23 protein-coding genes and 2 pseudogenes are annotated in these 21,607 nt (G+C 58.1%); 12 read left to right on the top strand and 13 right to left on the bottom strand.

Going from position 1 to position 21,607, the window contains the following annotated elements; translation table 11 throughout:
• Positions 1–97: 97 nt before the first annotated feature.
• The 7 genes from P3T17_RS19565 to P3T17_RS19535 form a co-directional block, all read right to left on the bottom strand.
• Positions 98–907: an isocitrate lyase/PEP mutase family protein gene (locus tag P3T17_RS19565; RefSeq protein WP_429408609.1), complete on the bottom strand. Its 810-nt coding sequence runs from the start codon at positions 905–907 to the stop codon at positions 98–100.
• A gap of 353 nt (positions 908–1,260) precedes the next feature.
• Positions 1,261–1,899, bottom strand: a complete 639-nt coding sequence (locus tag P3T17_RS19560) for a hypothetical protein (protein WP_429408608.1) — start codon at positions 1,897–1,899, stop codon at positions 1,261–1,263.
• Positions 1,900–2,002: 103 nt separating this feature from the next.
• Positions 2,003–2,524: a carboxymuconolactone decarboxylase family protein gene (locus P3T17_RS19555; protein WP_429408607.1), complete on the bottom strand. Its 522-nt coding sequence runs from the start codon at positions 2,522–2,524 to the stop codon at positions 2,003–2,005.
• A gap of 41 nt (positions 2,525–2,565) precedes the next feature.
• On the bottom strand, positions 2,566–2,952 hold the full coding sequence (locus P3T17_RS19550) for a Rid family hydrolase (RefSeq protein ID WP_429408606.1): 387 nt from the start codon (positions 2,950–2,952) through the stop codon (positions 2,566–2,568).
• A 145-nt stretch (positions 2,953–3,097) separates the two neighbouring features.
• Positions 3,098–4,510 carry an Ada metal-binding domain-containing protein gene (locus P3T17_RS19545; RefSeq protein WP_429408848.1) on the bottom strand — a complete coding sequence of 471 codons (1,413 nt, stop codon included), beginning with the start codon at positions 4,508–4,510 and terminating at the stop codon, positions 3,098–3,100.
• Positions 4,510–5,049, bottom strand: a complete 540-nt coding sequence (locus P3T17_RS19540; protein ID WP_429408605.1) for a methylated-DNA--[protein]-cysteine S-methyltransferase — start codon at positions 5,047–5,049, stop codon at positions 4,510–4,512. The genes P3T17_RS19545 and P3T17_RS19540 overlap by 1 nt, the downstream gene beginning before the upstream one ends.
• A 251-nt stretch (positions 5,050–5,300) precedes the next feature.
• Entirely contained in the window at positions 5,301–5,942 is a 642-nt protein-coding gene (locus tag P3T17_RS19535; RefSeq protein ID WP_429408604.1) for an alpha-ketoglutarate-dependent dioxygenase AlkB, read from the bottom strand.
• A 388-nt stretch (positions 5,943–6,330) separates the two neighbouring features.
• Between P3T17_RS19535 and P3T17_RS19530 the strand changes: the two genes are divergently transcribed.
• From P3T17_RS19530 to P3T17_RS19515, 4 genes are all read left to right on the top strand, one after another.
• Positions 6,331–7,305 (top strand): AraC family transcriptional regulator, encoded by a 975-nt coding sequence (locus tag P3T17_RS19530; RefSeq protein WP_429408603.1) that lies wholly within the window; start codon positions 6,331–6,333, stop codon positions 7,303–7,305.
• Positions 7,306–7,562: 257 nt separating this feature from the next.
• The gene (locus tag P3T17_RS19525; RefSeq protein ID WP_429408602.1) at positions 7,563–8,060 is read left to right on the top strand and encodes an RbsD/FucU family protein; all 498 of its coding nucleotides are present in this window, start codon (positions 7,563–7,565) and stop codon (positions 8,058–8,060) included.
• Positions 8,061–8,143: 83 nt separating this feature from the next.
• Positions 8,144–8,566 (top strand): methylated-DNA--[protein]-cysteine S-methyltransferase, encoded by a 423-nt coding sequence (locus P3T17_RS19520; protein ID WP_429408601.1) that lies wholly within the window; start codon positions 8,144–8,146, stop codon positions 8,564–8,566.
• A 434-nt stretch (positions 8,567–9,000) separates the two neighbouring features.
• A complete protein-coding gene (locus tag P3T17_RS19515) occupies positions 9,001–9,375 on the top strand; it encodes a hypothetical protein (RefSeq protein ID WP_429408600.1) in 375 nt (124 codons plus the stop codon).
• Here the strand turns inward: P3T17_RS19515 and P3T17_RS19510 are convergent.
• Both P3T17_RS19510 and ltrA read right to left on the bottom strand, forming a co-directional pair.
• Complete coding sequence (locus P3T17_RS19510) at positions 9,365–10,345, bottom strand: MBL fold metallo-hydrolase (protein ID WP_429408599.1); 981 nt, start codon at positions 10,343–10,345, stop codon at positions 9,365–9,367. The two genes, P3T17_RS19515 and P3T17_RS19510, sit on opposite strands and share 11 nt — an antisense overlap.
• 576 nt (positions 10,346–10,921) lie before the next feature.
• The gene (gene ltrA / locus P3T17_RS19505) at positions 10,922–12,232 is read right to left on the bottom strand and encodes a group II intron reverse transcriptase/maturase (RefSeq protein ID WP_429408598.1); all 1,311 of its coding nucleotides are present in this window, start codon (positions 12,230–12,232) and stop codon (positions 10,922–10,924) included.
• A 797-nt stretch (positions 12,233–13,029) separates the two neighbouring features.
• Between ltrA and P3T17_RS19500 the strand changes: the two genes are divergently transcribed.
• Positions 13,030–14,568 (top strand): hypothetical protein, encoded by a 1,539-nt coding sequence (locus P3T17_RS19500; protein WP_429408597.1) that lies wholly within the window; start codon positions 13,030–13,032, stop codon positions 14,566–14,568.
• A 316-nt stretch (positions 14,569–14,884) separates the two neighbouring features.
• Here the strand turns inward: P3T17_RS19500 and P3T17_RS19495 are convergent, their stop codons facing one another.
• The gene (locus tag P3T17_RS19495) at positions 14,885–15,004 is read right to left on the bottom strand and encodes a VOC family protein (protein ID WP_429408847.1); all 120 of its coding nucleotides are present in this window, start codon (positions 15,002–15,004) and stop codon (positions 14,885–14,887) included.
• 428 nt (positions 15,005–15,432) lie between these two features.
• The gene (locus tag P3T17_RS19490) at positions 15,433–15,648 is read right to left on the bottom strand and encodes a hypothetical protein (protein WP_429408863.1); all 216 of its coding nucleotides are present in this window, start codon (positions 15,646–15,648) and stop codon (positions 15,433–15,435) included.
• Here P3T17_RS19490 and P3T17_RS19485 point away from each other — a divergent pair.
• Positions 15,617–15,736, top strand: a pseudogene (locus P3T17_RS19485) (IS110 family transposase); the annotation flags it as partial. The gene P3T17_RS19490 and the pseudogene P3T17_RS19485 sit on opposite strands and share 32 nt — an antisense overlap.
• 307 nt (positions 15,737–16,043) lie before the next feature.
• Here the strand turns inward: P3T17_RS19485 and P3T17_RS19480 are convergent.
• On the bottom strand, positions 16,044–16,223 hold the full coding sequence (locus P3T17_RS19480; protein ID WP_429408596.1) for a hypothetical protein: 180 nt from the start codon (positions 16,221–16,223) through the stop codon (positions 16,044–16,046).
• Between the two features lie 89 nt (positions 16,224–16,312).
• Between P3T17_RS19480 and P3T17_RS19475 the strand changes: the two are divergent.
• Positions 16,313–16,463, top strand: a pseudogene (locus P3T17_RS19475) (threonine ammonia-lyase, biosynthetic); the annotation flags it as partial.
• A gap of 86 nt (positions 16,464–16,549) precedes the next feature.
• Here P3T17_RS19475 and P3T17_RS19470 read toward each other — a convergent pair.
• Complete coding sequence (locus tag P3T17_RS19470; protein WP_429408595.1) at positions 16,550–16,840, bottom strand: hypothetical protein; 291 nt, start codon at positions 16,838–16,840, stop codon at positions 16,550–16,552.
• Between the two features lie 316 nt (positions 16,841–17,156).
• Between P3T17_RS19470 and P3T17_RS19465 the strand changes: the two genes are divergently transcribed.
• The 5 genes from P3T17_RS19465 (at position 17,157) to P3T17_RS19445 (ending at position 21,592) form a co-directional block, all read left to right on the top strand.
• Entirely contained in the window at positions 17,157–17,390 is a 234-nt protein-coding gene (locus P3T17_RS19465) for a DUF3563 family protein (RefSeq protein WP_429408594.1), read from the top strand.
• Positions 17,391–17,416: 26 nt separating this feature from the next.
• A complete protein-coding gene (locus tag P3T17_RS19460; RefSeq protein WP_429408593.1) occupies positions 17,417–17,866 on the top strand; it encodes a TerB family tellurite resistance protein in 450 nt (149 codons plus the stop codon).
• A 243-nt stretch (positions 17,867–18,109) separates the two neighbouring features.
• Entirely contained in the window at positions 18,110–18,802 is a 693-nt protein-coding gene (locus P3T17_RS19455; RefSeq protein ID WP_429408592.1) for a hypothetical protein, read from the top strand.
• Positions 18,803–20,435: 1,633 nt separating this feature from the next.
• Positions 20,436–20,954 (top strand): glycine zipper family protein, encoded by a 519-nt coding sequence (locus tag P3T17_RS19450; RefSeq protein WP_429408846.1) that lies wholly within the window; start codon positions 20,436–20,438, stop codon positions 20,952–20,954.
• A gap of 134 nt (positions 20,955–21,088) precedes the next feature.
• Positions 21,089–21,592 (top strand): universal stress protein, encoded by a 504-nt coding sequence (locus tag P3T17_RS19445; RefSeq protein ID WP_429408591.1) that lies wholly within the window; start codon positions 21,089–21,091, stop codon positions 21,590–21,592.
• Positions 21,593–21,607: the final 15 nt, after the last annotated feature.

Here is a 21,607-nt window from a genome sequence, read left to right as displayed (position 1 = left end):
GGTTAGCCGGAAACCGACCCTTCGGAATTTGGTGCGCATCAAGCGAAGAAGCAACTGCGACCGGAGCAGCCGCCCCGCGCTGCGAGACTATCCCGGCTTACTTGCGCCCGGCGAACAAGCTTTGCAACTCGCCGTGAGCCATATAGTCGACAGCCATCGGGCCAGATTCGCCCTTTTCAACAAAAGCCTTGGCCAGACGGGCTGCGTGGTTCCAGATCACTTGCGGAATGCCGGAGCCGGAGGACAAGCGGACCACGCCCAACTTTTGGAGCTCGGCAGAATCCGCCAGGCCGGGCCATGCCATGAGCGCGATTGGGACTGGCGAACCCTTGACCACGGTTTTGATGTCGTGGGCATCGGTCAGTGCCGGGAGGAAAACGCTATCGGCGCCCGCTTTGCCATACAGTTCGGCACGTTTGATCGATTCTTCAGCACGCTTCGGCGCATCGACCAGTTGTTGCAGGTAAACGTCGGAGCGCGCGTTGATCCAGAGGGCGATACCGGCCTTTTCCGCAGCAGCCCGCACGGCTTCGATTTTCGCCGCCAGCACGGGCGGTGCGTCCTGACCGTCTTCGATATTGATGCCGACGACGCCGGCGTCCAGGATGGGTTTGATATTTTCCGCGACTGTTTGGGGGTCGTCCGAGTAGCCGGCTTCGAAATCGATCGACAGGGGTACGTGGATCACGCGAGTGATGGTGGCGGCCACTTCAGCCTGCAGCCTCGCCGGTGCAAGATTTCCATCGGGATAACCGAGCGCCCAGAGTACGCCCGCGCTCGTGGTGACGATTGCCTTGGCACCTTGCGCTTCGAAGATGCGCGCGCTGCCCGCATCCCAGGCGTTCGGCAGGTTCAGGATCGGGTTGCCTTGATGAAGGTCGGCGAAGACCTTGTCGAGTGTGCTCATTGTCATTTCCTCTTGAGGTGGAGTGAGTCGATAGCGGGGTATGGACTCAGTTAAGCGACCAGGGCGCCCCTGGTCATCTATGGGTAGTTGACCAGAAGGGACGCGCCTTCTGAATCGTGCCGTTGGCTTACGCGCGCATCTGCTTCTCCATATCGCGAATAGCCACGGCTTCCTGCCGGGTGTCGCGGATCGAACGGAATTTATCCACGGTGGTTGGCATGACCCGTCTCCTGTCAATCGTTGCCGGTGATGAGCAGTCTGTTCTTCATGGTCTTGCAGAAGGTCCGGGAAATGTCGCCCGGCGTCCATTTCCGGCTGGCTCTCGCTGCACGTCTGAATCTCCAGTCACGAGGTCATCGAACATACATGGGCTCGTAGCTGGCCAGTTGCGGGAATCCTTGATACTGGTCACTGTGATCGCCCTCGTGGTTTTCATATCCAGGACGAGTCAGCAAGCCACGCGGCTTCACCCAACTGTAAATGGAACGCACCGGCCTCTCATGCCAGGCAATGTTGAAGGCGCCGATTTTTGGAAAGAACTGCAGCTCGCTGTAGGGCAAGTGATCGTGAATCCACCACGCAAGCGATTGCCAGCGTTTCCCCTCGGCCCGTTTGTCAACGAACCAGGGCATGACGATAGTGACCATTGCGCCAGAATGACCGGCGGCATCGCGCTGGTCCCAGATATGGCGCGCGCGGTCGCGTTCATTGGATGCACAACTCAGACCGTGAAGATTTCCGAACTCGTTCACCTCCGGTGCTCTGTATCCGGAACGTAGAGAGATGCGGCCGAATGTTGCCTGCAAAGGCTCCAGCAACAGTTCGCAAAGGTGCCGACCTGCGGTGACAGCGAGATCAGGATTGTCCGGAAGATTCGGAAACCCGTTGATGGCCGCGATTTCGCTGAACATGAATTCGCGCATAAAAAAATTGCGCGACAGACGGGTACGGCCCAGGTTTTCCAGACCACGAACGGTACGGACCGGTCTCATCAGTTGTTCTCCTCTGTCTTTGGAAAAGGCGCGCGGGTTTCGATCCGCAGGTCACATTCCTTGTGCCGACCACGCAGTCCTCGATGACGCCAATCCGCTTGTGCTACAAGCTCGCGGCTTTCGTCGTCATCGCGACCATGATGTAGTAGCCAGTGAGCCCGATCAGATCGACCATGGTTTCGGCTGAGAGAACCGCCGCACACCGCTCCCACGTCGCGCTGTCGATCTCGCCGCCTTTCAGCAGGCAGCGCACGAACTCGTCCACCACGAAATCCTCTTCTCGCGCATAAGACGGTCGCTGGCCCGTGCGAATGGACTCAACGACTTCTTCCGAAAGGCCATCCGCGATTGCCAGTGGTGCGTGATGAGCGAAGACAAAGCTCGCGTTCCATTCGAAGGCGACCAGCAAGATCGTGTGCTCGATCATGCGCTTCGTCAGACAGCTATCGAAACGCAGATAGTTACCGACCTCCACCAGCCCATTGGCCAACTTTGGCGAATACAACCAGGCCCGGAAAGGACCGCTGACGCCGCCACGCGGGCTACTCGACAGTCGATCGTGAATGGTTCGCTGCTCAGCAGTCAGGACGTCGTACGGCAGTAGTGGAAAACGCAGCTCGACCATGTGTGCATCCTTCGTGAATCAGGCGTCCGGTTGAGAAACGTTCACGTCCCGGCAGCGAACACTTCGACTTCGACCAGCATGCGAGGATTGACCATCTGGTTCACGACGGACAACATGAAAGCCGGTCGCACGTCGCCGAGGATCTCCGCGCGCACACGGCCATAGGTCTGGATGTCGTCCTTGTTGATCAGAGTCGAGACGACCTTGACGATGTTTTGTGGACCCATGCCGGCCTTTTCCAGACCCTCCAGGATGTTGCCCCAGGCAAGGCGAGCCTGGGCTTCGATGCCATCAGGCAAGTTGCCGTTCTTGTCCATGCCGGGCGTGCCGGAAGTGATGAACCAACGCTGATTCGGCTCGATGATCAACGCGTCGCTGTACTTGAAAATGTGGCGGGAAATGCCGACGTCGACGGTGGTGTGCGCCATGATTGCTTGCTCCAGTTGAGGTAGGTGACAGATTCATTGTCGACCTCTCACAACGGGAAGGAAATTGACGGAGCCGCTTTCGAGATGTGTGAGCACCGCTCGCGGACTTTCTGCACGGCAGAGAAAGCCCGACGCCATCGGATGGCTACTTCTCGTCGGCCAACGACGCCCACAAGTGCACGCTTGCGAGACTACGGTACGGGCTGAACCTGAACATCAACCGACCCGCTTCCTCCGCATCTGGACGCACTTCGGACGGGTAAAGACGCTGCAGGGCGGTTGCCAACCCGCTGTCCCCGACCGGCGCCGCGTCGGCGAATCCGGTTCGCATCATCACGTAGCGCGCCGTCCAGATTCCGATACCTTTTTGCGAGACCAAAGCCTCCTGCGCCGCAACAGCCGAGCCGTCGACCAACCCCTCGATATCCAGATGACCGCTGGCAATCTGTTCGGCGGCCGAGATCATGTAGTTGGCTTTGGAGCCGGAATAGCGGATCTTTCGGAGCGGTTCGATTCCAAGGTTGGCCAGTTGCCCGGCCGTCGGATGCACCCGCATTCCGTGGATCTTCTCCCCGGCCAGATTGATCATGTCGCGCCGCAACGTGGCAGCGAACGCGAGATTGATCTGCTGACCCGTGATGGCCCAGCAAAGCGCATCGAAGGCGCTCGGCAGAAGTGGGACGCGCAATCCCCTGCGCGTTTTAACGATCTCGGGATGACGCTCTTCGAATGCCGAGATATCGTTCGACAATCCCAGCATTCGTAGCGCCGATCGTTGCAGAAAGGCCATGCTCTCGCGGCCAAGGTTCTTCTCCGTCGTGACTTTCACCGTCGCGCGATCGGAGCCAATGGCAATCTCGATGATGGCGGGACCCTCCGCGGTGTGCAACGCCTTCCAGATTCGCCGCCCATCGGCGCGTTCACTCGGGCTGTTCACGTCGCGCCCGTGATAGCCGACTGCCTCCTGCGGACGATAGGATTCTGGAAGATGCAGGGCAAAACCCTTCTTAACGTTCATCACGCTATATTCGGACGGCAACATCGCGTACTCGGCGATAAACGCTTCCTCGAATATCGTTCTGGAAGGAAAGCCGGCGTCTGCACCTGCGATCTCCGGTGATCGCCCCGCAGCGATCGCTTCGGCAGCGCGGCGAGCTTGAACTCGCCGCAACCACTGAGCAGCCGACATTTGCGCGTGGTCGCGAAACAGGTCTTCCAGTTGATCGGCAGGAAGATTGGCGCGCTGCATCAGATCGGGTACCGAAGCAAATTCGGTGGGGCTGATCGAGAGGCCGCGCTGGAAGACGTGAAAAAGCGTCAGGCTCGCCTTTTCTCCATCATGGAAGCGGTCGGGGCGGCAGATCTTGCAAGGACGCAGACCGGCGTTCTTTGCGGATGCCTCGGTCGTGAAAAGCTGGACGTCTTCACCCTTCGGTAATCTGACCGTACATGAAGGCAGGCTGTAAGTGCCCGCCTTCATGTCGCCAATCAGGAATTTCCCGTCCATTTGCCCCTTACGGGCCAGCGCTTTATTCCAGGGTGGTGTTGCAGATGGCATCACGCGGCAGCCTCATGTCGGAACCCGTTGAGACCTTCCAGCGCCAGTAACTGCGCTTTTACCCTCAGGCCGCCGGCAAAACCGGTCAGGTCACCGGAGGCGCCGACCACACGATGACAGGGCGCGATGATCGCGATTGGGTTCTTGTTACTCGCACCACCAACGGCTCGTACGCTCTTCGGGTTTCCGATCTGCCGGGCGATTTCTCCGTAGGTGCGGGTTTCGCCGAACGGGATACCGAGCAGCGCCTCCCAAACCTTGTTCTGGAAGTCCGTGCCGGCGAAATCCATCTCGACGTCGAATCTCTTGCGCTGGCCAGAAAAGTATTCGCCCAACTGGCGCTCGGTCTGGATGAGGATCGGATGACTGGTGTCTTCGCCGACAATGTTCAGGGGAACGCGCTTCGCGTCGGTTTTTTCGTTCTCCCAGAGGATAGCGGCGAGGCCGTCGTCACTCGCGACCAACCGCAGACCGCCAATCGGGGATGGGACGTCCTTGTAGTAGTAGCTCCTGGTGAACCTGTTCGTGACTGTGTTCATGATGGCTTCCTCTGTGACATGTAATGGCCGCTTTCGCAACGAAACGCAGGCTGCGATTCGAGTATAGGGAGCGCACGCTGAAGTGCTATGGCGATGCCGTGAATCGAGACACAAGGACGCATTTCCTGGATTGTCAGGCACGTTGCTACAACCAGCGCCGTAGATGGTGCCCAGATCCGGATAAGTGCAGCGTACATCGAACAGCTGGGCTGCTCATCGTCGCACGCAACCGCGTCAGTTCACTCGCACGTCTATCTCACGCCCAACGGCTTTCCAGACACCTGAGCCGAGCTCTGAAAGTTGATACTGATCCGGCGTTCGGCGACGTCAGGTTCCTTGGGCACGCTGTGCACCCAGTCGGTCTGGGCCCGTCCTCCCATGACGATCAAATCACCGGATGTCGGTCTGAACACAAGTGACTGGCCCCCTGCCCTCGGTTTGATCAGAAAGCGGCGAGTCGCTCCCAGCGTCAGGACAGGGACAATCGTCTCAGAACGATGTCGTGAAATCGTGTCTCGATGCCAACTGGTGCTGTCCTGTCCGTCGCGGTAGAAGTTCATCCACAAGCCGTCGTAGCGGATTGCGTAGTGCTCGGACAATGCCCGACATGCGTCGAGAAGCACGCTTTCCGGCGCGTCCCGAACATCCCGGTATTCTCCCGTCAACCGAGGCTCACGGAACACCTGTTTGAACATACGGCGATCGCGTTGCTCCCATGCAACCGACGTGACGAGTCGATCGAGAAGCGCGCGCGAGCCCGACATCCAGCCAGGGACGACTTCGATCCAGGTGTGAGCGTCTAACGCTTGCCGCCTGGCCGAGGTGAAATCGAAATTCGCGGTCGTCAGCGATTGCGTGGCGCCAAATAGATCTTGCTGTATGGGGAGTCCCATGATCTGGCCTCGATGAGTAGTGCGTGAGCGAAGTCAATGCACGACAATTCGCTCTTATACGTGAAGGTTTGTTGCATTTCACAGTTTCCAACGTTACGCCGGCACGTGACGTGAGAAAGCCGTTTCATGTGTCCAATCGTCCGGATCTGGGTTCTTCGTGGATGTCTCTACGGGAAAGCTTCTCGCGTCGTCCAGGCACCAGCAGTTCTTGAGCGACACCGACACCCGGTTGTCGGCAAGCCCTCCGGCGGTACGTACAGGGAACGACGGGTAAGCTTGGCACGTTCCGGACGATTGGACACCAGAGCCGGACAACGGGAGGCACGCAAGACGATTAAAATTCCTTGCCGGTCGCCGACCCACTTGCACCCACGCGGAACAGAAATCAATGAAAGCACCTCCCGTCTCCCGTATCTCGCCCCCGGATCTGAACAGCCTGATGGCGCTTCTGGACGTCGAGGTGGTGGCGCTCTCCGAGTGCGTCGTCAACGAGGGGTACCGGCTGGAGCTGGGAGGGAACGAGGCGCCCGGCATCCACTACATTTTGAAAGGCAAGGGCCGGATGTCGTTCAACGGCGCGCCGAAGATCAATGTCGAACCGCATATCCTGATCGTCGTTCCTCCCCATACCCCGTTTATTCTCGAATCGAACTCAGGAAACGCCTCCAGGCCCATCATTGGCGTCGAAGGTAGCAAAAACGTGACGACAAGCGACGGCATCCGGCGTTTCCGCGCGGGCGACGATGACGATGAGCCGGAAATGGTGATGATTTGCGGATATTTTCGCGCGCAATACGGTTCTTCAACCGGCCTCTTCGAAGGATTGGTCGAGCCCATCGTCGAGCAGTTTACGGTTGCGGACCGGCTCTACGACAAGCTCAACTCCGCTGTTGACGAGCTTCTCAACCAGGAGATCGGTGCCGGTGCGATGAGCTCGGCGCTTCTCAAGCAGGTGGTGGTCGCCTTGCTGCGCCGATCGCTCACGTCGATCAACACCTGGGTCGAGCGTTTTGCCCTCTTGAGCGACCCGAAAGTCGCCCGCGCCTTTTCCATGATGGTCGGCAATCCCGGTGCCAATCACACCGTCGAAAGCCTCGCCGACTGCGCGTTTCTGAGCCGCTCGGCCTTCATGGCGCGCTTCTCGAGCGTGGTCGGAAAATCACCCATGGCCGTGTTGCGCGACCTGCGCATGCGTCAGGCAGCGGCACAATTAAAGGCCGGCAGCCATACCATCGAAGCAGTCGTGGCCAACGCGGGTTACGAGAGCCGCAGCAGTTTCGCGCGCACATTCAAGAAGATCTACGGCGTAGACCCGAGCGCTTACCGCGAAACCGCGCTCGCGGAAGAAAAAACAGCCGGCTGACCAGCGGCGCTTCTTCAGGCAGGTGCTCAGCCGCCCAACACTCTTCGATCTGGCCTCGCTCGCTTCGTAGGCGGTGGGGTCTCCTTTCGTCCTCGTCGAGCGATGCACGTATGCGGACTCGTGGACCGGTATTCAAGATCTTCTGCACAAGGTACGGACGTAAAGTCACTCCACCGATAGCGCTCGCGATAAGTGTCCAATGCGATACGCGCGGAATCGGCAACTGACTTGACGAAATTCTTCTGAAGGAAACAAAAATGCTGAAGAACGTGGACCCCCTCCTGACGCCCGATCTACTCCACGCCCTGTCCTCGATGGGCCACGGTGACGAAATCGCCGTCGTCGATGCGCACTATCCCGCGGATACTGCCGGCCGCGCGTCTGTCGTCGGCAAGCCGTTGCATCTGGACGGCGCCGATTCCGGCCGTGCCGCGAAGGCGATCCTTTCCGTGTTTCCATTGGACGAGTTCGTGCCGAATCCGGCCGAACGCATGATGGTCGACAACGCACCGGACGAGCTTCCGTGCGTTCAACGGGAGGTGCAACGGGAGATTGATGCAGCCTTCGGTAAGCCGCTGAAGATGACGACCATTCCACGCAAGGAATACTACGAGCGCGCGAAGAAGGTCTACGCGGTGATCATCACCGGCGAAACTCGCGGATGGGGTTGCTTCATTCTCAAGAAGGGGCTGATTGTCACGCCCGATGCACCGGCGGACAAAGGCAACACTCATATTGCAAGCTACACCGTCTAAGTCTCGCACTGCGGCTCAGCACAGAGACAATCCGCAGAGTTCGCAGTTGCGGACATTCAAGCGGAACCTCAAGGAAACCGGGAATGGCGCTCTTTTTCAAAGTGATCGACTCCCCAATCGGGATGCTCAAGCTAGTTGCCAACGAGAATCGCCTCGCGGCAATTCTCCGGGAAGTCGAAAGAAACGGTTGCATGCGCCTGGGACCCGTGACTGAAGACGCCGGGCGCCCGATCCTGGTGAACGCCGCGGGGCAACTCAGCGAATATTTCGACGGCCAGCGTACGCATTTCGATCTGGAGTTGGATTTTTCTGGCACTGATTTTCAGAAAAAAATCTGGGAAGCTCTGCTTGGAATTCCCTTCGGCGAGATGCGGACTTACGCTGAACTTGCGGAGCAACTGGGCAATGCCAGGGCCGCCCGCGCCGTCGGCGCTGCCAATGGCATGGATCCTATCGCTATCGTCACTCTCTGCCTTCCGCTCGCCGACGGTCGGACGTCGGCTTAGGCTGATGATGGAGCGTTCGTTCTTTGCAACTGGATGGAGGGTTGCAGTGGATATCGGCGTCATTCGTGGATCAGGCTGGTCCCGTCTCCTAGCGATCCCCCCCTGCTGCTTCTGTGTGTCTAGGCGGTGTGGCCTGTGCTTTTCGGGCACGGGCGGATCACCGGCTTCGGTTGGACCAAACTTGTCGTCTACCTCTGCATTTCCGTGTTTCTCGTTACCCGCGGAGCAAGCGAATTTTTCAATGCACCTCGAGCAAGAACTTAGTCGCAGCTACAAGGGCGACGAAGTCGAAGCGTGGATTAAAACGCTCTGGCGATCAACATGGGGCCGCCGCGACAATCAATTTTCCTCGAAATTGCTGAGACGAAAGTCCGCTCTTCGCAGCGGACTTGACGTACGAACGTCACTTAAAGCGCACAGGCGAACGGCCGGAGATGGCCGATACTGTTGAAAAAGTCGCTGCCTCGCTTTTGCAATCGACAAGCAAAAAAATCGACCTCTCAGATCGACCCACAAGCCGCTCGCGAGCGTCGGTCAAGGGTAAGAAGACCCCTGAAAACCTCATGCGCGAGACGGTCATCGACTTTTTCAACAGTATCGGCCGAATTCCGACTGATGGATCTCCCCGTCTGGCGTTCATCGAACGGGCCTATGCAACGGGCAGATTACGACAATCGAGTTTCCGCCAAGCCGCCGCTCGCTCGCGGCAATGGGCCTTAGAAACGTCACTGCGTTTTTTGGTGGCCTGGGCCGGAATCGAACCGACCCATGGCACGCGAGCCGCCACAGCCCACACCGTCAGACGGTGATCAACGTCTGCTCGCCGGGTTTCATTACCGAGACCCGCAGCGAGGGCGCCACGTGCGAGGCAGCCTGACGGTATTGCTCGCCCGCCTCGACACCCAGCACCAGCCCGTTGTGCGCATAATGCACGGGTATGCCATGGGAACCCCCCACCCACGCACTGGCCCGTGCCGCGTCCTGCGGATTCATCGTGAAGGGCCCGCCGCCCGCAGACACAATGCTCAGATCGGGTTTGTAACGCTCACCGATCAATCGCATGTCGCCGAAAAGATCGGTGTCTCCGCTCAGATACACACGAACTCCACCGATGTCGAGCATAAAGCCCGCCGCCGGATAGCCGCACAAGTTGGAGTGCAGTGCGGGAATCAGATGCGCCGACATCTCGCCGTGCAGGGACACCCCGCCGAAGTTCATCCCCGCCCCGCCGTTCACGACGATTTCCGCGGGATCCAGGCCCACCTTACGAAACTCCGGCACTAGCGCTGAGCGCATCATGTCGCTCTGCCCCGTGGTCTTGACCAGCACGCCGGCGTCGTTCAGCGCTTTGAGCATCTCGAAGTAATCGCCCATGTGGTCGCCGTGGTCATGGGTGAGCAGCACAAAGACTGCATCGGGTTTCTTGCCCGCGACATAGTCGGCGAATCCCTTGGCACTGGCATATTCCGGCGGCTTTTTCACGCCGAAACGATCCCAGCCCGCGTTGTTCCAGATCCACGCGTCGCCGTACGCAATCTGCTTGTAGTCAGGTGTGGCGATTTCCGTGACGCCACCGCCCAGCCAACGCACCAGCAGCTTGCCGCCGGTGCGCGCAGGCGTCGCCCAAAGGTCGTCTTTCGGCGCCGCAGAGGCAGTCGCAGAGGCGGTGCTTGCGAGCGCGATCGCGCCACCCAAGGAGAAGCCGCCACGAACGAAATCCCTGCGTCGGCGACCGTCGTCATCCATCTCCGGTTCCTGCGATGTGGTCTGCGAATCCATGTTGTCTCCTTGGCCTTGGTGGCCGGTCATTTTGCACGATCAACGCCCCAGCGGGGTCCGGCCGAGGGCTTCCGCAGGAAGCCGATGATCTGCTTTTCCGTGAATCGCTTCTTTATGTCCAATTTCCTGACTGCGTGATTGGACTCCAAATCGCTGCGGTACTCAAACAGGGGGAACACGTTATTCGTCGATTCACCCGGTTCGCGGCCCTACGGCAAATACTTTCAACGATCAACTACCTTCGAGTCCAGAAGCTCCGCGTTGACCGACGGTGAATAGTCGAATGTCGACGATCTAGCCAGCGATGTCGAAGATCCTTTCCTAGCCGAATTCCAACTGATAGATCTCTCCGCCGGGCGTTCATCGAACGGGCCTATGCAACGGGCAGATCACGGTAGAGTCGAGATGTGGCGCGGTGGCAGTAGGTTCGGTTTGTCTGTTGCCGCCCCTTTCGTCTGGCGGTGCCCGAGTAACCTCGCCCTAACTCCGTTTCCACACCCCGCTCATCGAACCGGACATGCAGATCTCCCGCATCCGGCTCTCGGACAGGACACCACGCCTTCACACACGGCAGGTTCACAACCATGGACCAGTCAGACGCACGAGACCGAAGTGCCCGTAGAGATGCGGGGATGGATAAGTCCCGCCTCTGCGACGTCGAACCTTGTACTTGTTGCGTAACCACCGACGCAACCGCGTAGCGGTGTAGCTGTCGAGCGCCCGATACGCGCGTCTGTCCGAGCCTACCTTGAAGTAGTTCGCCCAGCCGCGCAACGTGCGGTTCAACCGGCCCACCAGCTCCGTGGTCTCTTGCCACACCGTCTTGAGGGCGGTCATCGCATGAATTTTTTCGACCATGCGCCGGATACTCTTCTTCGACGGACGCATGCCCATACGGGCCTTGCCAGTCGTCGCTGAGTACAGCGGCCCAAACGTATAACCCAGGAAGTCGAACTCGCCTTCCGGCACCTTGCAGATTCGTGTCTTCTCTTCGTTGACCGTCAGCTTCAGTTTGTCCATGATCTCGCGCATTCGTAACAAGGCTTCCTCAGCCTTCCCTTCCTTGCACAGGATCACCAGATCGTCCGCGTAGGTCACAATGCGACTGCCAAGACTGCGCTGAAGTCCGAGCTTCTTCCATGCCAGCACAAACCGGCGCATATAAATATTCGCCAGCAGTGGTGAGATGGGTGAGCCTTGCGGAATGCCACGTCTGCTGTCTTTGGCCTCCGTCGTACGTTTCTTCCGGCCTCGGGTATCGGTTTCTTCCACGGGGCATTCCAGCCACATCCGGATCAGATGCAGCATGCGCCGATCAACGATGGGTCGCGCCAGCGACAGCATCAGTTCGGCGTGTGGAATACTTCCGAAGTAGTCCGCAAGGTCGGCATCAACGACGTCCGTTTGCCCTCGATGCAGCCGTTCCTCCACCTCGATCACCGCTTGCTGGGCGTTTCGCCCCGGGCGGTAAGCGTACTGCTCTGATGGAAGGTCCGCTTCGAAGATCGGTTCGAGCACCAGCATCGCTGCCGTCATGCACACCCGATCACGCAAGGTCGAGATGCCCAGTGGCCTCAGCTTGCCATTGGCCTTCGGGATAAACACTCTTCTGATAGGGTCCGGCCGGTAACTCTCCTGCCTGAGCGCAAGCGCCAGTTCGCCGAGCCACTTCTGCGCCCCGTACGCGTCGATCTCCTCAAAGTCTTGCCGATCGACACCCGGCGCGCCCCTGTTCGAGCGACACTGGGCGTACGCATGCGCCAGCACATCCTCACGGTAGATCTTGTCGTACAGAGCGTAAAAGCGGTACCCGGCTTCTGCCTTCGCTTTCGCGTGTAACGCCGTCTGCAGCTTCTGAACACTGATCGGAGTTGATAGGTTGCCCAATCTCCAGGTCCCTCACTACGTGTTGCGTTGGTCTTGAACTGAGGCCCCTTCCCTCCACCGGCATTACCCGGCTTCACCAGTACTACGGGCCTCTCCGTCATCCCAAGGCGCCCGGCCTGTCCCTCGCGGGCGTCCGGTTGGTCATCCCTGACCACGCCGAGGGACTTCCCGTGTTGCGTACGCTTTCCTTGTGTACATGCTGTCGCCACTACCCCGGCGCAGCGACTGGGCGTCCAGCCTGCTCATTCGCCCAGTCGTATCAGCCTTCCCCGATAGGGTTGTCGGGTCGGCCTGCGCATCGACCTTTTCGAGGTTTGCCCGGCGTTCACTCGCGTTACGGCCTGCACACTCGCGCTGTCACCAATTTGTGACACGCATCACCGAAGGCTTCAGCCACTTCGTTGCCTCCATAGCTGCTCCGGTTGCTTCCGGCTGGAGCATTTGCCGGGCGGGGCTTGCACCCGCTGGAAAGCGCCACCTTTTCACGGCGCACACCCGGAACGGTCTGTGGTGCCACGTTTACGAATGGCCGATGAGGTTCGACGCTCGCGGTATGCCGGCTTGCCGATTTCGCTCGACGGCAAACGCGGATCACCAGGATCGAATCTGCTTCGACGTAAAAGAGAAAAAGCAACGTATCTGACATCTCCTTTCAAGAATTTTTGCTCGCCAGCCAGTCGGCCGGCCCCCCAAACTACGTTGCAAAAAGTAGATCCCATTGCAATCCATACGATTCAGTGTCACGATTTCGAGAACTATTGCCCCTTCTCAAAACTCACACGCCCGAGTTACTCAAAATGGAAATAGACAGCCTTTCCCGGTTCAATGCTGCGCTAGCCGGAAATTTTATTTTAATTCTTACCTCAAATAGCAAGGAAAAACTTGCAGTTAACGAAGTTATAAAATATCGAAAAACCATTTTTAGTATTCTCCCGAATCATGGATTTTATATCGGTTTCTTGGGTGATAGACCTGTTGTCCATCTGTCTGGCACCAGCGGAATTTCGGCGGCGGACTCAATCTCACGCATTGCAACACAGTTTCTATCCGATTCGAACCTGCCGTCGCCCTGCTTAGTCATTCTTGTTGGATTCTGCTGGGGGCGGCCAGAGTCAACTAGGGTTGGCGAACTCATTGTTAGCCGTGAAATTATATCCTTGAATTATTCAATTGCTGCGTCAGACGCCTCGAAAAAGCGACCGTCTTCCTTCGTAAGTCCGCTTTTATTTAGTGACGAATTTCAGGGGGAATTGATCGAGGCAGCGGTCGCGAGACGGGATATCGTTGTGCACTGTGGTCCGCTTGCGAGCCTGGAAACGCTTCTAACCGACGATGTCGCCAGAAATGAAATACTGGAATATCGCATAGATACATTGGGTGGCGAAATGGAGGCTTTTGGGTTTGTGCCGAGCTGTCGGTCGCCATGGATCGTAGTGAAAGCCGTGTCGGATTTTGGAGATACTGATTTCTCCCGTGAATCGCAAGCCGGCGCGGCCAGAATAGCCGCGTCATTTATTGAACCTCTGCTGGATGTATTGGTTAGCCTAGATGCACTGCCAGCGCCGCGGCACACATCCGAAGTTGCTGCACTCGAGGATCTGTTGATGGGGGCGACGCTGAGAATCGAGGTCGACGATAGCATATTGGTTAACTTAAACACATTTCTAAATGACGTTATAGGGCCGCGCATCGACTTAAAGCTTTCTCAATATTGTTCGGCGCATGAATACGGTCCGAGCTTCGCTCGTCATTTTTGCGATCTTTTGCTGGAAATGACTCAAAATTCAATTTTGCACGGGAAAAGTAGGCTTGTGGAGCTGAAATTTTCAGCGGAAAAAATTGTGCTAATCGACGAGGGACGCGAATTTGATTTTGAACATCTCCCAAGTCAATCAAACGGGCGAGGTGGCGTCAAGGCATGGCAGCGTATTTCTGACAGATACATTTCAAAAAATTTGGTTGAATATGATTTCTTGAGGAAAAAGAATAAAAACATCCATTCATTTTCCCTGTTGAAATCTTTGGCCATTCTGATTGAAGCAAAAAGAAGCTGCACTGTGACTTTTGCCCCAGATGCTTATAACACTATCATTCCAGGGAAGGATGTATTTTTATTTGACGAAAAATGCGATGGCTTATACATTGATGTTCGCCCGATCCGCATGTCGTCTCGACGTATCCGAATTTTTAACGCAGTGAGAGAACTTCTGGAAGAAGGGAAATACGTGTTGATCGCCTGCAAAGATCAAGAGGAAGTCGACGAGTTCACCGAAGAGTTGGCCGAACTCAAAGGCGACCATTTGAAAGTATTTGTTGATACCGACATCGTCGGATAAATCGCAAGCATTAAGCTGAAACGGGGCACAGATGAAGGTGCCGCACCGTTGACTGGACACAGGCGATGAAACTCGAGGCCGAATACTGTGATGCCAGTCTCCCGAAATCGGCCATTCGGACCGCTCGTTCGAATGGCTCTTTATGGCCGATGACCGTCCGATGCAATCGGCATACGCTGCCTGAAACTCGCGAGCCGGCGATCGGCAGCACGCAACCGGAACGGACCGTCGACACTCTTGACACCGGGCCTCCGATGTTAATCCAGCCTCCCTCGCGGCTGTGAATTGAGCCCGTATTTTGCGTTGAAATAAAGGACTAGTCGTGGCAAGTGCAAACTTCGAACTCGTGACCATCGGGGCTGGCCAAAACAATGCTGTTCATATAGTCATTTAATTCGAGAACAACTGTTGCCCCGAGGGCCTTGGCGCGGTTCACAAAAGTATGCGAGGAAGATACATTGAACTCGACGACGGGTACGCATGCGACACCGACTAACTTATCGCCAAAATCATTCAGCAACAGCCCGACCCGAACTTCGCCAGGTGAAAATTCCGTCCACTTCTCCGACTTGCAATTCGGCGCGAGCTTTTTCCCAGAACGTCACTGACTGCTCCATGTCCGTCACTTTGAAATAAATGATTCTGACTCGCATCGAATTTCCCAGAGGGGTTTTGTAGAACCCACAGGATCATACAGACTCAAAAAATGCTACTGGTGATGGTTAGCGATCTACGCCACCTGTCGAACGGCCGAAGTGGCCGGCGGCCATTCGTTGCCTGGGTATTCGGTTGATGGAAAGGATCAGCTGTCGCCTTGCCTCCTCCGATGCAGGCCGCTGGCTCCGCTGAATATTGACGCGGCTGTCAATGGACGCCCAGAATTTCCGCGGCCTGTGCCTCATTGCTCGCCGTTCGCACTTCGTAGCCAATGCTACGAAACAGTTCGGTAGTTCCCGATAGCAGTTCAGGATCGTCCTCAACAAGAAGTACGGGCTCGACCGTAAGCGGCGTTGAGCCGGCACGGGTGCCTGGAGCCCCTGCGTCCGCCACCCTACTGATCCACGGCGCCCGATCGGTCATCTCCAGTTCGCGACAACTGCCTGAGCGGATGCGCGCCATACTCGCCCGGCCACCTACAAGCGTTGTCGCTGTAGCACTGGCTAACAAGGCATCAATTTCATAAAATAGCGGACACCTTGAGTTCATGCTGAAGTCGCGAGCTACGAGCAAGCAATCTGGCTGAGGTACCAAGCAAAGAATGGCCAAGCTAAGGCACCCACCCCGAGCGTCGGCCACACTCGTTGAAGTACGCAGTAAATGACTGCAGTAACGTCCATCATCGGTGACCTCCTGCCCGGCCAGTCGCTTCACCCGATCCCTGCGCGAGGTCTGCCCGTAATGGAGGTCTGAGCAGCAACGGAACAGGGCAGTCAGTTAAGCGCGGCGACCCGACAGCGTGACCACCGCGTCGTCGTTCACCAGCGTATGGCCGTTGCTCGAGAGTGCGGCGCGAGGCTCGCGTTCAGGTTGACGTTACCCTCGCGCAAGGTCAGCGACAACGCATTGTCGCTCGTCCAACTCACCGCGTCGCCCGCCATCAGGCCGCCCGGCGTATTGATCAGCGAGACGTTCGTCGTGCCAAGATTGTGCGACAACGTCTCCGCCTCTATCGGGGCGTCGGCGTTACCACCCGTCCCCGCCGTTGCCGATACTACTGTTGGTGTCACCGCCAATGACGACACCGCGCTTTTCCCGCTTCGAGTTTCCGGAGCGGGCGCGCGCTGACAAAGTTTCTCTCGTCGATGGCGCCACACTGGAATATCAGCCTGATCCACTACCTTAACCAGAGCGCGGACTACAGTTCCATCCTCTTCAGCATCCAGGTTCCCGGTACTTAGAACGCGGCTTTCGTCCACCGTCCGGCGCGTAGCGGACCGCTTGCCGTCTGGACGTGATTCATCAGGTGGCGCGTGGTCCTGCGCTAGCGCCAGTAGGCATATCCATACCCATAGTTCCGGTACCCCCACTGCGGGTGTCCGTAATAACCAACCACCACGGGCGGCACATACACGGGAGGTGGCGGCGCGTAATACACGGGCGCAGGCGGCGGTGCATAGATCGGTACGGGCGCGACAGGCACCGCGGCCACTATCGGCATGATCGGCATCGCCGGCACCCCGATGCCGACGCCGACGAACACATGCGCCTGAGCAACACTCACGAGGCCGACGCTTAATGCGGCGGCGACTACCACCTGGCGAATCCCTTTCATGTTTTTTCTCCTTGACCTTCGGCGCAGCGAATTGGCTGCATCGGTTGACGTGCATCCTGGTCGTTGAGAGTTAGGAACGAATGAGCGACCGTGGTTGTATGAAACAGGCGCTTAATCACACCGTGGGTCATTTTCAGCGTGCCGCGCACGCTCCTCATTTCCGCCTAATTCACGGCGCCTACGATCCGTTCGTCGATGCACAGGCTCAGATTCGAACCACCAGTCAGACGCGAAAAGCGCGTTCGGCACGCATCGGACTGAAGCGACGATACGGACCGCCGGCCCGACATGCGTCGCGCCACTCAAGGAGCACATCATGTTTGCCACATTTTTCGAAAAACTGGGGGCGTTGTTCTCCCCTTCTCGCCAAGACGAACGCCATTCGTATCCGGCGTCGTTGTTTGAGCCGTCTCACTTCGAACAACGCGAGGCGTATCTGGCGTCATCATCCGATCTCGTGGATCTCGAGCGCCGCATGCGTCATCTCGATAGGGGCTTCTATCCATTCAGTCTGCATTCGAGCGTTATGCCGCGCGAGAACGAACTGTGAACGATCAACGGATAAGGAGCACCGACATGCGTCACTATCAATGCGACAGTCCCGAAGCCGCGGCACGTATCGTCGCGGCCTGCTTGCTGTCTGACGGACACGCAGGAGCGGACGAGATTGAAGCGCTCGATCGCCATGGCATCGAACAGCGATTGTCGTTGCGCCCGCGTCAGTTCCTGGCCATCGTGCAGACGCTGTGCGAAGACTTGACTTCCGTCGCCTATCTGAATTGGGGCGACGCGTGCCGCGTCGATCCCGTCATAGTCAGCCAACTCGCGGCCGACGTGCAGGACTCGCAAATCCGACGCGATGTCATCTGGCTATGCAAGGAAGCAATTCATGCGGACAGGCATATCTCCGAGGGAGAAGCCAGATTTGTTCACCTGTTGCACGCTGCGTGGAATTTCCCGGAGCACGCCGATCGTGCCCGTCCACGCGATCTGATCAGGCTCACGCGCGGGCATCGAGTGCAGTGACTGAAGGGCTGGCCGTGTCGCTTTCCAGGCGCATCGCCTTTACTCCGCACGGGATGACGAAAACGCGTTCCGGCCTGAGGCCGCCCCCTGCCACCCCGGCTTAGCCACCCATTCGAATCCGCAGGCCGCGCGCTCGAAAACGCGTAGCCTCGTGGGCCTCCAGCCCTATAATCTACACCATACCTGCCGGTATGGCTCGACGTCAGCGTCACAACCTGCGCAATCGAACGAGGCCGGCTCAACATGGGTCACCATGTCTTTTCCTCCGTTGTGCTTGTGCTCATTCTTGCGAGTGCAGCACTCGGATCGCATGTGCGTGCACGCCTCGCCGATCACCATTTCTCGGAGGACTCGCTTGCCGCGATGCGCATTGCCGTTGGTCTGGTGGCGACGCTTTCGGCCTTAGTGCTTAGCCTGCTGATTCCTTCCGGAAAGTCTTCGCTCGACCTGGTCAACAGCGCGCTCCAACACAATAGTGTCGCCATGATCCAACTGGACCGAACTTTGTCCCGGTTTGGCCCATCGGCCCATGGTCTACGCGCCGACATAAAAAACGACTATGCCCAATGGATCTCCTTCCTGTTTTCCAACAAAACGGGAACGACTGCAGAGGCAGAATCGCGGAAAATCCTCAGTAGTACTTATGATATTCAGGGACGCATTTTCGCCTTGCAGACCGCCGGCCTCTCGAACGACAAACTCCGTGATCATGCGATGCAACTCTGGGACGACATATTCGCGGGTCGATGGCTCGCACTCGAACACAGAAGAGGCTCGATTCCCCCTCCCCTCATTGCAGTGCTGGTTGGCTGGCTGGCTGACCGTCATATTCGGCATATTCGGCTTCAGTGCGCCAAGAAACTGGAGCATGTGCGTTGTATTTCTTCTTTGCGCAGTATCGGCCGCGACAGCTGTGTATGTTGTTCTCGATCTTGACACGCCATTTCAGGGCATGGTAAATGCGTCGAACACGCCCATGATGGATGCGCTCAAGTTCATGGGGAGATGACTTGATGCACCTCTCTCGCCATGTCCCTCACGCTTCCGTGACGAAACTGCGGTGGCATCGATGACGTTCGTCGGCACATTTGCTCAGATCTGCCGGACGCCCCTATTCGCACTCGGGCGCGAACTGGCGGCGTGGAAGCCTTCCAGAGCCCGCGCGACATTCGGGACCGAAGCGATGCTCTCGGTCGTACTCTCTGTCGCGCCTGCTGTCAGAGACGTGGTGGGCCGCGATTATCGGCTCCGCTGTCATGCAAACGAGATTTGCCGGGTCCGTAGAGTGAGACCGATCACCGCAGATGGGCACGGTGATCGGTGCCGCGCTCGGCACCGTAGCGAGCCCCTGGATTGGTGACCGTCCGTGGTTTTTCGTGCCGACGTTAGCGGTGATCGTGGTGCCGCGGTGTACCGAGCCAACGGTCCAAGCGGCCTACGCCTGGATTCTGGGCGGCGTGACGGCGCTGATAGTGACGTACGAAGCGCATGGCCCCGCGTCCATCCGGGCGACCGCGTCATTGCGGCGTTGCGGATCGCCGGGGTCGCGGTTGGGACACTTGCTTGCTGGTGGCGAGCGTGTTTCCTTTCGGACCGAAGTGCTACTGAAAGAACAGGGTGCCCTTACACGCTTCAAACGCTCGCGCAGCGGTTTTGACACCGCCACCGGAATCAGTGCGCCCGGCCCGCATGCTGCTGGGCCTGCAGGCCGCGCTGTCGAGCCCCATCCTCGGATCCCTGACTTACGTGATGCATCTGCCGGGTTTCGCGCAAGCAATGGTCACGGCGATCGCAGTGCCGCTTGTGCCGCCGGGGGCTCGCCGCAGACAGCACCCGGCGGCCGGTCATGGAAAAGACGGTGCAGCGCGTGGCCGGCTGCTTGCTGGCCGATGTGCTCGGTGTGGCGTTACTCCCTCTGATGCAGGCAAGCCATGCTCTGCATGCTCGCGTTGTCCATCGGCGGACGGACAGGATCATCATTGGTCGGCCGACCCGCTACCCGCGCTGATGCGGTTATCCGGCATTCCCGCCGGAATCGTTGTCTTGACGGCGATGATGCACGCGACCGGCAACCTGCATAGATCTTCATAGGATAGACAACCCACCTGCTGAATGGGAAACGCCAAAGCAGTACTCAATCGTTCATCCCCCATCCACAAAGCCGCCGCACGGGGTATGCTCTGGCGGTCTATGATAGAACGTCCGAGAAGCCAGCGTTTCGTTCGTATGGAAGGCCTGCGGACACTCTTTCTTCAACCTTTGTATGGTTCGATTGATCTCGCCAATTCCGCGGCTCGTAGCAACGATCAAATTGGCTCGCTGGAACAGGTCTAGCATCATGTACTCTCCGCAACGGTTGTGAATGGTCCGAGAGTTCAATGTACTGTCCTCGAATTAGATTTCAATTAACCTCCGCTCGACGTCATCGGGGTACGCCGGGAAAATGGCGGCTGGCCAGCCCATGACGACGCCAAAAGCATCCGCCGCAGGCCGGCGTGCGTAGCATCAGGCTAATTCAACGCTAACTATGCGTGTTCATGATGGCCTCATCGAAGCGGAGGACACGAACATCATGAAGCTCTTGAGAACCACACGCATCGCCTTGCCCTTGGGCTTGATCGCCGTTGCGCTCACCGGCTGCGCGGTCATTCCGCCGACTGGCCCGTCCGTCGTCGCATTGCCGCCGAGTGGCAAACCGATAGGCGTATTCCAGCAGGAAGACTACGCATGCCGGGACTACGCCTTCCGCTCGGACAATCGCGCCGCACCGGCTCACAGTGAAATACCGAACGGTGTCGGCAGCACTGCGATCGGAACCGTGGGTGGAGCGGCAGCTGGCGCGCTGCTTGGCGCCGCGGCGGGAGACGCGGGCGTCGGCGCAGCAATCGGTGCGGGCGTGGGTCTGCTGTTTGGTAGTGCCGTCGGTGCAAACGGCGCGCAAGCCGCCTCGACCGGTCTGCAGGCGCAGTACAACGCAGCCTACGCACAATGCATGGCCTCAAAGGGCAACAGTATTTCTCAACCGGCCGTCTATACGACAGTTCCAGTCGCGTACGCACCGAGCGCCATCGTTTATGGCTACCCGTGACGCCTCGGCTACAGGTCTTATCGATTTTCCCGGTTCATTTTCTTCTTGTTCTGCCGCGTAATGATGCGGCTAGGGATCACGAACAGCGAAAGCCCGCTGTCGTGGCTTGGTTACCCGTCTATGAGGTACTCAGAATGTTCATGAAGATTCTCGTTGCAGTCAGTGCAAGTTCCGCCGACACCGTTTTGACTTCTGCCATTGAAGCCGCGCGAAAGTACGACGCACACATTGTCGCACTTCATGTAGTCGACCCAACGCCCTGTTATCTCGCCGCCGCCGACTGTAACTATGGCCTGATCGTCGAGGCAATGACGGAACATGGTCGCAAAGTGGCCACCCATGTCAGGCATGTGCTGGACAACCAGGCGTGTACAGCGGAAGTCCGCATGGTTACGCTGCCGGTGTCCGGGATGACGATTGGTCGCGCGATCGCTATTGTTGCCGACGAGACGGGTGCTGACCTGATTCTTCTCGGCGAACGGAGTTCGTCCCCGTGGCACTGGTTAAGTGACGACGTGGCATCGGAGGTCGTGCGCTGTTCCGGCACGCCGATCCAGGTCGCGGCCGAGCGGATCAAACCGAGGTCGGCGCACCATGCCGGTGTACGTTGGACTGATGCGTTTACCGTGCGCATCTGAAATCCCTGCGTCTTC

This window comes from Paraburkholderia sp. GAS82 (genome assembly GCF_050436285.1).
Lineage (GTDB): Bacteria > Pseudomonadota > Gammaproteobacteria > Burkholderiales > Burkholderiaceae > Paraburkholderia > Paraburkholderia phenazinium_B.
This window is presented reverse-complemented; position numbering and strand designations above follow the sequence as displayed.